Annotated in this window: 14 protein-coding genes and 2 pseudogenes; 2 read left to right on the top strand and 14 right to left on the bottom strand. The window is 32.9% G+C overall.

The window, feature by feature from the left end; translation table 11 throughout:
- Positions 1–194 precede the first annotated feature (194 nt).
- The gene (locus ACFWDE_RS28090; protein WP_377896084.1) at positions 195–518 is read left to right on the top strand and encodes a MerR family transcriptional regulator; all 324 of its coding nucleotides are present in this window, start codon (positions 195–197) and stop codon (positions 516–518) included.
- Between the two features lie 394 nt (positions 519–912).
- Here the strand turns inward: ACFWDE_RS28090 and ACFWDE_RS28085 are convergent.
- Positions 913–1089 (bottom strand): annotated as a pseudogene (locus tag ACFWDE_RS28085) (IS6 family transposase); the annotation flags it as partial.
- Between ACFWDE_RS28085 and ACFWDE_RS28080 the strand changes: the two are divergent.
- Positions 1051–1559: pseudogene (locus ACFWDE_RS28080) on the top strand (IS6 family transposase); the annotation flags it as partial. The pseudogenes ACFWDE_RS28085 and ACFWDE_RS28080 sit on opposite strands and share 39 nt — an antisense overlap.
- 81 nt (positions 1560–1640) lie before the next feature.
- On the opposite strand, the gene ACFWDE_RS28075 reads toward ACFWDE_RS28080, so the two are convergent.
- The 13 genes from ACFWDE_RS28075 to ACFWDE_RS28015 all read right to left on the bottom strand — a co-directional run bounded on the left by ACFWDE_RS28075 (position 1641) and on the right by ACFWDE_RS28015 (position 11326).
- Positions 1641–2636 (bottom strand): acetyl-CoA carboxylase carboxyltransferase subunit alpha, encoded by a 996-nt coding sequence (locus ACFWDE_RS28075; protein WP_377896083.1) that lies wholly within the window; start codon positions 2634–2636, stop codon positions 1641–1643.
- Between the two features lies 1 nt (position 2637).
- Positions 2638–3489 (bottom strand): acetyl-CoA carboxylase, carboxyltransferase subunit beta, encoded by an 852-nt coding sequence (gene accD, locus ACFWDE_RS28070; protein WP_377896082.1) that lies wholly within the window; start codon positions 3487–3489, stop codon positions 2638–2640.
- Between the two features lie 98 nt (positions 3490–3587).
- Positions 3588–4943 (bottom strand): acetyl-CoA carboxylase biotin carboxylase subunit, encoded by a 1356-nt coding sequence (gene accC, locus ACFWDE_RS28065; RefSeq protein WP_377896081.1) that lies wholly within the window; start codon positions 4941–4943, stop codon positions 3588–3590.
- A 13-nt stretch (positions 4944–4956) separates the two neighbouring features.
- Positions 4957–5445 (bottom strand): acetyl-CoA carboxylase biotin carboxyl carrier protein, encoded by a 489-nt coding sequence (accB, locus tag ACFWDE_RS28060; RefSeq protein WP_483861756.1) that lies wholly within the window; start codon positions 5443–5445, stop codon positions 4957–4959.
- Positions 5446–5503: 58 nt separating this feature from the next.
- Positions 5504–5815, bottom strand: coding sequence for a DUF1330 domain-containing protein (locus ACFWDE_RS28055; protein ID WP_377896080.1), 312 nt, complete (start codon positions 5813–5815; stop codon positions 5504–5506).
- 88 nt (positions 5816–5903) lie between these two features.
- Complete coding sequence (locus ACFWDE_RS28050; protein ID WP_377896079.1) at positions 5904–6554, bottom strand: hypothetical protein; 651 nt, start codon at positions 6552–6554, stop codon at positions 5904–5906.
- Between the two features lie 26 nt (positions 6555–6580).
- Positions 6581–7057 carry a tautomerase family protein gene (locus tag ACFWDE_RS28045; protein WP_377896078.1) on the bottom strand — a complete coding sequence of 159 codons (477 nt, stop codon included), beginning with the start codon at positions 7055–7057 and terminating at the stop codon, positions 6581–6583.
- A gap of 17 nt (positions 7058–7074) precedes the next feature.
- Positions 7075–8028, bottom strand: coding sequence for an ACP S-malonyltransferase (locus ACFWDE_RS28040; protein WP_377896077.1), 954 nt, complete (start codon positions 8026–8028; stop codon positions 7075–7077).
- Complete coding sequence (locus tag ACFWDE_RS28035; protein ID WP_377896076.1) at positions 8021–8884, bottom strand: Cof-type HAD-IIB family hydrolase; 864 nt, start codon at positions 8882–8884, stop codon at positions 8021–8023. The genes ACFWDE_RS28040 and ACFWDE_RS28035 overlap by 8 nt, the downstream gene beginning before the upstream one ends.
- Positions 8885–8889: 5 nt before the next feature.
- Entirely contained in the window at positions 8890–9132 is a 243-nt protein-coding gene (locus ACFWDE_RS28030; RefSeq protein WP_377896075.1) for a phosphopantetheine-binding protein, read from the bottom strand.
- Positions 9104–9925 carry an alpha/beta hydrolase gene (locus tag ACFWDE_RS28025; RefSeq protein WP_377896074.1) on the bottom strand — a complete coding sequence of 274 codons (822 nt, stop codon included), beginning with the start codon at positions 9923–9925 and terminating at the stop codon, positions 9104–9106. Before ACFWDE_RS28025 ends, ACFWDE_RS28030 begins: the two co-directional genes overlap by 29 nt.
- 11 nt (positions 9926–9936) lie before the next feature.
- Positions 9937–10344 carry a holo-ACP synthase gene (locus tag ACFWDE_RS28020; protein ID WP_377896073.1) on the bottom strand — a complete coding sequence of 136 codons (408 nt, stop codon included), beginning with the start codon at positions 10342–10344 and terminating at the stop codon, positions 9937–9939.
- Positions 10334–11326, bottom strand: coding sequence for a beta-ketoacyl-ACP synthase III (locus ACFWDE_RS28015; protein ID WP_377896072.1), 993 nt, complete (start codon positions 11324–11326; stop codon positions 10334–10336). Before ACFWDE_RS28015 ends, ACFWDE_RS28020 begins: the two co-directional genes overlap by 11 nt.
- Between the last annotated feature and the right edge of the window lie 90 nt (positions 11327–11416).

The following is an 11416-nucleotide window of genomic DNA, read 5'->3' as shown; positions in this document are numbered from 1 at the left end:
TTATAATAGCTTACTATTAAATCCTCTTTTAATTTTTTACTTATTTTATTAATGCAACAAGCATGAATTTAATGGAATTAAACTACATTAATTGATATTTTTTTAGTACTAAACGTTGTATAGTTCAAAAAGTAGTAAATTGTGTGCAATTACTGTACAATAATTATAAAGATTATCTTGAAAAGGTGATTACTATGAAAGATTTTGATTTTTACGAGGAATTAGAATTTTTAGAGAAGTTAAAAGTAGGAATTGGAGAAACTTCTGAGATTACAGGGATTCCTCAGCGACAATTAAGGTATTGGGAAGAAAAAGGGATTATATCATCTTTAACAAATGAAAAGGGAAATGTACGAAGGTATAACTATACAACTATCAAAAAAATTCTGTTGATTAAAGAGTTTTTGGATGAGGGTTATTCATTAGAAGGTGCTACAAATAAAGTGCAGAAAAGGTTAGAAAATTTAGATAATATATTTACTCAGATTAAAAATAATGGTGAGATGTCTTCGGACTAATTATGATAATTACTTGTGTCAGCTACTTACAGATAAATAAAATTAATGTATTTTTAAATTTATATGGTAGATATTATTGTCCTTCAGTTAGTACCTTCTCATAACTTTAAGAAATACTAGGATTCACGTTTGAAATTAAGCTAAAGAAGATGGTGTATCTCCTGAAAAATTACAGAATAAGCTTCTCTTAGTCGCAGAGTTGATAAATGTAATTGAGGAAGGTTATTTAGGGATTATACGGAAAAAAGACTAGAGGAATATTGGTCTTCCCCCCTGTCAAGTAGACAGTCAAAAAAAGACTAAGGTACCAGTGTGTTTCGATATTCAACTGGGGAACAGTTCTGTTGCAAAGTTTCAAAAAGCATAAACAAGTGCTGCTAAATGGGGGAACTATTTAGGCAGTGATTAATAATTTGTGTAATTCATCATACGTTGAAAAACCGAAGTCTGAGCCAAGACTTCGGTTTCTTTTATATAGAGCATGAGTGGTTTCGATTTCTTTTATCGTACGTGAAGAAAAACGCCTCTTAACATGTCTATAATCTTGTTTGACGAGATTGTTCAAATATTCAAATTGAAACATTATCAGCCTGATATTATTTTGTTAATGGTAAGATCATACCTAGGATACAACCTCAGTTTTCATAATTTAGTGGAAATGATGGAGGAACGGGGTTTATCCATTTCTCATACAACGATTATGCGTTGGGTTCTTCAGTATGGTACTGAATTGGACAAATGGATCCGACGTTATCTCAAACAAATGGCTCTTGGAGAGTCGATGGAACAGAAAGGAAATACAATCGATTTTTGCTTAAGCAAAACAAGAAATCAGAAGGCTGCAAAGAGCTTTTTCAAGAAAGCGCTGCGTTTTTTTCACGTTTCAAAACCTCGTGTTATAACAGTCGATAAGAATCCGGTTTATCCTATAGCAATTGAACAGTTGAAAAAGAAAAAAGCATACCTAACGGTATGCGGCTTAGACAACAAAAGTGCTTGAATAACATAGTAAAACAAGATTATCACCTTATAAAGAAGCAATACAATTTCACTAGAAATATATGCACTACATTCTCTTTTACTTTATCTTTGCACCAGAACTTTTCGTACTAATCCTAATAATTAATTGGCCAATAAAATTTTAGCTTTTTCTTTTAATGTTTCTTTTGTAGAAAAACTGCCTATATTTTTATATTTTTTATAACGTTGTCTTAATAATTCCTCTTTTTCTAATTCTTTTAAAGCAGTCAAAGATTTAGTAATTATTTTTTTTATCTCTATTGCTTGTAAACTTAGATTGGTATGGGCTCCACCTCTTACTTCAGGAATTATTCCCTCGATTATTCCTAGTTCCTTTAAGTCCTGAGCAGTAATTTTCATAGTCTCTGCCGCACGTTTAGCTTTGGTAGCATCTTTCCATAAAAGAGCCGCTGCACCTTCAGGTGATATAACAGAGTAAATCGAGTTTTCAAGCATGTATAAATGATTACTAACCCCTATACCTAAAGCTCCACCACTCCCTCCCTCACCAATTACAATACTAATAATTGGCACCGTTAATGCAGCCATTTCAAATAAATTATTAGCTATCGCTTGACTTTGACCTCTTTCTTCAGCCTCTTTTCCAGGATAAGCACCTTTGGTATCAATAAATGTGATTATAGGTCGTCGGAATTTTTGCGCTTGTTTCATTAATCTTATAGCTTTTCTATACCCCTCTGGGTGTGGCATGCCAAAATTCCGGTGAATATTTTCTTTTGTGCTCTTGCCTCTTTGATGACCAATAATTGTTACTGGTTGTTTTTCAAACATACCAATGCCACCAATAATCGCGGAATCATCACCATATAATCTATCTCCATGCATTTCGAAAAAATCAGTAAATAATTCTTTTATATAATCAAGAGTAGTAGGACGATTAGGATGTCGTGATATTTGGACACGATCCCACGGAGTTAATTGATTGTACATATTATTTTCAAATAGTTTTAATTTGTGTTCTAATTTTTTTATCTCATCAGAACCATCAATATTTCTTAAAGGCATTATTTCTTTCAAATCAGATATCTTATTTTTCAACTCAATAAGGGAAGATTCTAAACCTAAAATGCTCCTCATTTTATATCGCTCCTTGATGAATTCTTAAAATGGAACCCAGAGTATCACGCATCTGTTCCCTATTAATTATTCTATCTAATTGTCCATGTTCTAATAAAAATTCAGCAGTTTGAAAATCTTTAGGTAATTCCTCATGTATTGTTTGTTCAATTATTCGCCTCCCTGCAAAACCAATTAACGCACCAGGTTCTGCGAAATTATAATCTCCTAGAGAGGCAAAACTCGCAGATACCCCTCCTGTAGTTGGAGAAGTCATGACTGAAACATATAAATTCCCTGATAAATCTAGCATTTTTGCAGCAGCACTAGTTTTGGCCATCTGCATCAAGCTAACTACTCCTTCTTGCATCCTAGCACCACCACTGGCTGTAAATATGATAAACGGTAATTTTTTATCTATCGCTCTTTCCATTGCCCTTGCAATTTTTTCTCCTACAACTGATCCCATGCTCCCCATGCGAAATCCTGAATCCATTACAGCAATGATAATATCAAAGCTCTTAATCTTACCTTCCCCTGTTAAAATAGCATCATATAGGTTTGTCTTTTTTTGATCATGTTTCAGTTTTTTTGTATAGTCAGGAAACTTTAAAGGATTAGTAGAGATCATTTTTTTATCATATTCTACAAAACTATGTTTATCTAAAATAAAATTAATTCTTTCAGAAGCAGTCATTGGAAAATAATAACAACATCGATGGCATATTTTATAGTTTCTTTCTAGTTCTTTACTATATACAATAGTTTTACATTTTGGACACTTAACAATTAATCCATCTGGAACGTCTAATTTAGCCATTTCTGAAGGCACAGTGATATACTTATCCCTTTGTGAAAATAAATTTTTTATCATAATATTTTCTCCTTAACGAAAAAATCCATCGCCTTTAAGCATGAGATAATAGAAAATGCAATCCAATACGATGTTTTATAATATCTAATTCTGATAAACTAATCTTTTTCATTTAAATCATGTAGCTCCAAAAAGTTTGTATTAAACTTACCCGATATAAAAATTTCATTATTAAGAAGTTTCAAATGAAATGGAATAGTGGTTGCTATACCTGTTATTATAAATTCTTCTAGTGCTCTTCTCATGCGGGCGATTGCCTCTTCCCTGTTTTCTCCATAAGTGATAACTTTAGCAACCATTGAATCATAATAAGGAGGAATTATATATCCGGGATATACAGCTGAATCAATTCGGACACCAAATCCTCCGGGGGGTAAATAGTCTTCTACCCTTCCAGGAGATGGCATGAAATTTTTTTCGGGATTTTCAGCATTTATACGACACTCTATAGCCCATCCCTTACTCCGTATATCTACTTGTGAGTATCTAAGTTTTTCATCTGCAGCAATACGAAGTTGTTCTTTAACTATATCTATACCTGTTAATAACTCCGTAATAGGATGTTCAACTTGAATACGAGTATTCATTTCCATAAAATAATACTGTTGTTCTTTCAAATCATAAATAAATTCCACAGTTCCGGCTCCAGAATAATTTACCGATTTGGCTGCTTTTACTGCTGCTATACACATACTTTTTCTGCTTTTTTCATCTAGTGCAGGGGATGGCGTTTCTTCAACAAGCTTTTGTAGTCTTCTCTGTATTGTGCAATCTCGTTCTCCAAGATGAATTACGTTACCAAAATTATCACCTAGTATCTGAACTTCGATATGTCGAAAATCAGTAATATATTTTTCAAGGTAAATACTCGGATTTCCAAAAGCTGCACTAGCTTCTTGTTGAGTAATTCGAATTCCATCTATCAGTTCCTCTTTATTTTGAACAACTCGAATACCTTTCCCTCCACCACCAGCGGTTGCTTTAATAATGACTGGATAACCTATTCTATTCGCTATTTCTAATCCTTCATTTATATCATTTATAATTCCATCTGATCCCATAGTAATTGGAACACCATTGTTTTTCATAGTTTGTCTTGCAATATCTTTAGTGCCCATTTTTCTTATTGTATCCGCAGTCGGACCGACAAAAGTAATATTACATTCGGTACATAACTCAGCAAACTCAGCATTTTCTGCTAAGAATCCATAACCTGGATGTATTGCATCGCATTCCGTTAACTTTGCTAAACTTATCAGATTAATCGAATTTAAATAACTATCTTTGGCCAATACTGGGCCAATACAGTATGCTTCATCTGCCAACTGTACATGGAGTGCCTCACTGTCTCCTTCTGAGAAGACAGCGACGGTTCTAATCCCAATCTCCTTGGCAGAACGAATAATTCGAACAGCTATCTCACCTCGATTAGCTATAAGTAACTTATTAATCAATTCTATACACCTCTTACTTTTTATTAATCAAAAATAACGGTTGTCCAAATTCCACCAATTGTCCATTTTCAACAAGTACCTCAATAATTTCCCCCTGAATTTCAGATTCAATTTCATTAAATAATTTCATTGCCTCTACCATACAAATAACTGTATCTTTATGTACAACTTGTCCAACTTGTACATAGGGGTTTTCATCAGGAGATGAGGAATTGTAAAAAGTGCCTACCATAGGCGAAACCACTGTATGCAGATTTTCTATATTGGAGTCATTTTTTTTGGGAACGGATTTATCTAATTCTTCATTTTCAAATGACATCAACTTCTCTTCATCTTTGGCATCAATAAAATCAGCTCTATTTGAAATATCTATCACAGCGTTCAAGTTATTACGTGGAGATTTTTTTAGATGGATTTTCATATTATCTTTTTCATAATCTAGTTCTTCAATGTGTGTTTGATCAAAAATTTTAACTAGTTTTTGAAGTTCAGTGATACTCATAATCTTCCCCTTTTTCTTATTTCTAAATTGGTTTAAATTTTAAAAAATGTATAAGTTTTTAGTCTGCTTTTTTTAGTATACTTAATGAAAGATGACTGAACGCTTTGTCTCTCAAAGGTTTTACAACAATATAACGTGGATCATTAAGCCAATTATGGACGTTTGCCTCAGAAGGGAATTCTATTATTCGAATAGAGTTTCCAGTAAAATCTCCTATAATGTCTTTATCAACATCATATCTAAATAATACTTTCGCTCCATATTCATCTCTAACTTTCTTAGCAACAATTTTATATTCCTCTAAAGCTTGAAGTTCATTATTATTTGGCAGCATGGAAATTAAAACATACACTTTCTCATTTAAGTTCAATATAATAACCCCCGAATTATTTAATAAAAGTAGCTCAGGTGTATCCTGACCTGAGCTACTATTTTAAAGAAACTTTTAAAAGAACTTATTAATTATTAGAAACTACCTGATTTACTGTTAATTCATATTCATGAGTGTGTAATCCACCCTTAATATGATCATGTCCAGCTTCTTTAATAATCTCTTGATACTCTGGTGTTAAGAAACTATCACGAAATTCTTTTGGTTCTTTTTCAAATTCTGCAATAAATAAAACCCCTGGATTTGCAGAAATTACACTATGGAAAGCTAAGAAGGATTTAACCTTTTCATTCTTTTGTACAAATTTGAAAATACTTCCTTTTCTCCATTCTAAATATGAATCAATACCTGATAGTGGAACTTCAATTGTTCTTAATTGCATGTAATTTGTTGTAGGTACTAAGTTATCTCTTGATTTTACAACATCTGCTAAACCGTAAATTCCCTGACGAAAATCACTTGTCATAAACGGTGCAAGATTATGTACGAACTCTTCATACTCTTCACTTTCAATAAAAGCTTGAATTTCTGAAAACGCGTCAACTTTATATAGAAGAACAAGATTGTTTCTGTCAATACCTTTATATAGAACTGCAGAAGGCATTAATTCTTTAGCTCTACTTTCATACCAAACTTGTTGAGATTCTACTGCCTTATCACTTAAAAATTCCCATTCACTTACTACTAAATATGATCCTTTTTCAACTTTTAAATTCATTTCTAATCCCTGCTCTCATTTTATTTTTATTTATTTAAACGACTGTTACTTAAAAAATTTTCATTCGCTCCAGTAATACCTGTTTGTGCCCAATTCCCTGGTACCATATCTCTTATGAGAATTAAGATATTATCTTTAGAAATTTTTAAAGTTCCAGTGAAATAATCAGTCAATTGCTTTGCCCATTTATTTTTTTGTTCTTGATTATATACAGACCATACATCTACTTTAATAAGAACCATATCTTCTTCTTTTAAATCACCATTGTGATAAGTTTCTTCAGAATTCCAATTAATTAATCTACTTTTCTCAGAAAAATTACTGTCGTCTAATGTAGCTCCTGCTTTCCCCCAGTTATCTCTAGAGAGTTCTTGCGTAATAACCTGAATCTTATCTGGAGGAACATCTAACAATGTTGTTGTTATTTCTGTAACTTTATGAATTATCTCTCTTTTTAAATGATCAGATAATTTTAAAGAAGTGTTTACTGTAAAAAAAGGCACCGTATATTCCCCTTTCATTATACTTTCTCTAATACTATGTTATTCAAGTATTGAGTAGTGTGTTCTATTGACTCCATATCATTCACTGTGAGCACTGTAACATCAGGATAATCTTTTGAAACTAATTTTGATAAAACGTTCCCAGGTCCAATTTCTATAAAGATATTTACACCCTGCTCATACAAATACTGAATAGTCTGTTTCCATTTAACTGGTGAAACTATTTGTTCAACAACCGTTGATTTCCAATGTTCTGAAAACGAAATTGGTTGAGCTATGGTATTTGCAATAATATGTTGTTTAGAGTTATTAAAAGTCACCTCCTTTAAATATCGTTCAAACTTCGCAATAACTGGAATCATTAACTTAGAATGAAATGCCCCAGATACAGGTAAAGGAATTGCTGTTATATTTAAGTCAAATGCTAGTTCTAACGCATTATCTATAGAAGCGATATCACCCGATATTACTGTTTGTTTTTCAGAATTCCAATTTGCAGGTGTTAAGATTCCTCCTTCAACAGCCGCTTTACAACAAAGTGAATTTACTTCTTCTTCGGTTGCATTTAATATTGCTAACATGGATCCTGCACCCATCGAATTCATTAGTTCTCCACGATAAGCAATTAATTTTAAAGCGTCGTCAAAAGATAATACATCTGCAGCGTAAAGAGCAGCATATTCTCCAGCACTGTGTCCACATACATATGTTGGTAAGCTATTTGTTTTTTCTATAAAAGTCTCAAATAAAGATACATTTGCAGTCAACAAGCAAGGTTGGGTGATATTTGTTTGTTTTAATACTTCATCAGGTCCTCCAAACATATACTTCATCAGTGGCTTGCTTGTAATTAATTCAGCTCTTTCAAAAAAATGTTGTACTTTTGGATTACCAAAATAGACATCTTGTACCATCCCTACATGTTGTGAACCTTGACCAGCGAACATAATTGCATATTTCAGATTATTCATTATTCATCAATTCCTCTAAAGCATAAGCTACGCCATCTTCCGTGTTTGGTTTTGTGACGTAGTCAGCAACATTCTTTAGTTCTTGACAAGCATTTCCCATAGCTATTCCGAAACCCGTATGTTGAATCATCTCAAAATCATTATAGCTGTCACCAAAACTTACTATTTCACTTGGTTGAATATTCAATTGATCTGCTACATTTAAAACAGCCATACCCTTAGATGTATTTAAGGGCAAGAATTGCAGCATCCAAATACCTTTAGTCCAAGGCATAAGGACATAATCAAACATATTAGGACATTCATTTGTTATATCTTTTAAAATTTTTTCAAGTGTCCCTTTGGTGTGCATAAGTAACACTGAAGTTGGATTTTCAGTAATATCTGAATAAGATGGAATATAGTCTAATGTAATACCTAATTCTTGGGCATACCTACTACTAAGATTATTAGGTCTTTCTAAGAGTACTTCATCATCAATATTAAAATGTAATATAAATTTGGATTGATCATATAGAAATAGGATTCTTGCAATTACATTTTTATTAATTTTATTATGCAAATAAATTTTATTTGCATGGACATCTTTTACTAACGCACCATTATGTGAAACTACTAGCCCTGGGGTTTCAAGCAAATTTAAATGTTTCGTAACAGCACTAATCATTCGGCCTGTGGCCAATAAAACTGTTACTCCGTGATGATGCACTTTTTGAATAACACTAATTGTACGATCACTAAATTCATGTTTTTCGTTTAGAGATGTGCCATCCATATCAATTGCCAAAAGTTTAAAATCTGATAATTTTTTTTGTTTAAGGGTACTCTGCTCTGAAAAAGTAGTAATAGGTATCAATTGCTTTACTCTCCTAAAGTTAATTTATAAGCATCATTAACTGTTTTGATTTTCCCAATTGATGAAGTAGGAATTTTCACTCCAAACTTTTGTCTAATTAACATGACAATCTTAACTAAATCAATTGAACTGATTCCAATATCTTTAACCCAAAGGGCATCTCTTTCTAATTGATTTGAAGACAAGTTTAACCTTTCGACAACAGCCTTAGTAAATTCCTCAAACGATGCTTTCACTTGGACTTCCATTGTGAACTCCTCCTTTTTGATCATTAAAAAACCAATTAACGGTACATTCGAATAATTCGTCTTTGTGATACGGGAAAGAGTGATGAGCACCTTCTATGACTTCAAGATGATAATTAGTTTCTGGATTAACAAAGGTTACAAGATGCTCAACTTCACTCAATGGCACTGTTGCATCTTCTGTTCCATGAATAATTAATAAAGGTGTTTCAATTTTAGACACTTCTTTCAACATATCAATGCCTTTTGACGTTTCTATGATTTTAGGACCACATTGAAACAATTGATTATTATATAAGAAATCTGCTTCTTCGCCCTCCAACAAAATGTTATATGCATCTTCTCCAATTAATCTATACATTGCCCCATTTACATCTGAAAAAGGTGCCCATGCTATAGTTTTAAATATATCTTTATTCCTACTAGATGCACGAAGTGCAGTAACTCCGCCCATACAATGACCAACAATTCCAATTCGTGTGCTATCGATCTTACTCATTGAACTAACTTTGGAGAATGCAGACATTAAGTCATCTAATTCATTGTCTAAAGTCAAATCGACTAAATCCCCCTCACTATCACCAGAGCCCGCAAAATCAAAACGAAATACTGATAGCCCTTTTTCCACAGCATATTTGGCAAATTCAATAAACCTTCTACTTCCACCAGTCTTTGTACCAGCAAAACCATGACAGACTATGACACACGGCTTATTCCCTTCACCAATTGCATGGTGCATAATACCAACTAGGTTTTGACCTCGCTTATTTTTAAATACAACTGCTTCTAAATTCACCTAAATCCCCCCTATTCCGCAATCGCAATCGCAACTGCATATTTTTTATGATGACTAATACTTACATTTAAATGATTAAATCTTTTCATTTTCCATAAATCTAAAGTCTTACCATGTAGATATACTAGTGGTCTACCTAAATCATTATTTAATATTTCAATTTCGATTAAATCAATTGTATCAAGGCCCTTTTCAAGAACTTTCATAATAGATTCTTTAGCTGCAAACTTCCCCGCTAATCTTTCCTTGAAATTGACTGATTCTTTAATTTCTTCCCACTCATCTCTCGTTAGAACTATATCAACAGGATCCACTGCAAGAAGATCCACGTCTTCTATATATACGATATCGATACCAATATTACTTTGAAAACTTACACATTCTTTGTTAGCTAAATTTAAGCGATCCTTAATAAACACACTCATTTTTCCATTCAATTATATTAGCTGCACATGTAAGCCCTGACCCAAAACCAATCATCATAACTTTATCTCCTGACCGCACTGCATTCATCTCTAAAGCATCATATAATGCTATTGGAATGGAAGCGGCAGAAGTATTTCCGTGTTTTTCTAAATTAATGAAAAACTTTTCCATAGGTATCTCTAAGGTATTCGCAACTTGCTCAATTATATGAACATTTGCTTGATGTGGAATAATTAAATCTAGTTCCTCCATTGATACCCCTGTTTTTTCACAAGCATCAAGTATGGCATCGCAAATAATAGGTACAACTGCCTGAAATAATTCAAGACCCTTCATTCTTAGAAAATGTTCCTTATTATTTACAGTTTCTAATGATGCAGGTTTGGCTGTTCCTCCTCCAGACATATAAAGTAGTTCTTTACCTGATCCATCAGATTTTAATACCCCACCCAAAAATGAATTATCTTTCTTTTCCTCTAAAAGAACAGCTCCCGCTCCATCACCAAATAATACACATGTAGCACGATCTTCCCAATCAAGAAATTTTGAAAAAACCTCAGCTCCAATGACTAGCGCTTTCTTTATGTATCCGGTTTTTACAAATTGTGAAGCAGTCTCAATAGCATAAACAAACCCCGAACATGCGGCAGACATATCAAACGCTCCAGCATTAGTAGCGCCTATTGCTTCTTGTACTTTACAAGCTACAGATGGAAATGGAGAATCCCCTAACATAGTTGCAACAACAATTAAGTCAATTTCTTTGGGGTCAACCTTACTTTTTGTAAGAATTTTGTTTGCTGCTTTAATAGCTAAGCTAGATGTCGACTCATCAGATGACGCAATTCTTCTCTCACGTATACCAGTTCGTGTTTGAATCCATTCATCTGAAGTATCGACAATTTTTGACAAATCATTGTTAGTCATAATCTTTTCTGGTAGATATCGGCTAATACCAGTTATTTGAACTCCCATAAAATACCTCCTGTCCTTTTGTAACTATTCTACAATTAAAGTAGACTTTTTGCAATGTTTATAATTATTTTTCTTTTAAAAAATATAAAT

The sequence above is a fragment of the Bacillus sp. NPDC060175 genome, from assembly GCF_042728695.1.
Taxonomy (GTDB): domain Bacteria; phylum Bacillota; class Bacilli; order Bacillales; family Bacillaceae_G; genus Bacillus_A.
The sequence above is the reverse complement of the archived record's forward strand: the minus strand, read 5'-3'. Positions and strand labels throughout refer to the sequence as shown.

Excerpts from the sequence above, each read along its gene's own strand:
- accD (WP_377896082.1), bottom strand. The coding sequence starts at position 3,489 with ATGATAAAAAATTTATTTTCACAAAGGGATAAGTATATCACTGTGCCT.
- ACFWDE_RS28030 (WP_377896075.1), bottom strand. The coding sequence starts at position 9,132 with ATGGAAGTCCAAGTGAAAGCATCGTTTGAGGAATTTACTAAGGCTGTT.
- ACFWDE_RS28090 (WP_377896084.1), top strand. The coding sequence starts at position 195 with ATGAAAGATTTTGATTTTTACGAGGAATTAGAATTTTTAGAGAAGTTA.
- accB (WP_483861756.1), bottom strand. The coding sequence starts at position 5,445 with ATGAGTATCACTGAACTTCAAAAACTAGTTAAAATTTTTGATCAAACA.
- ACFWDE_RS28015 (WP_377896072.1), bottom strand. The coding sequence starts at position 11,326 with ATGGGAGTTCAAATAACTGGTATTAGCCGATATCTACCAGAAAAGATT.
- ACFWDE_RS28075 (WP_377896083.1), bottom strand. The coding sequence starts at position 2,636 with ATGAGGAGCATTTTAGGTTTAGAATCTTCCCTTATTGAGTTGAAAAAT.
- ACFWDE_RS28040 (WP_377896077.1), bottom strand. The coding sequence starts at position 8,028 with ATGAATAATCTGAAATATGCAATTATGTTCGCTGGTCAAGGTTCACAA.
- ACFWDE_RS28050 (WP_377896079.1), bottom strand. The coding sequence starts at position 6,554 with ATGAATTTAAAAGTTGAAAAAGGATCATATTTAGTAGTAAGTGAATGG.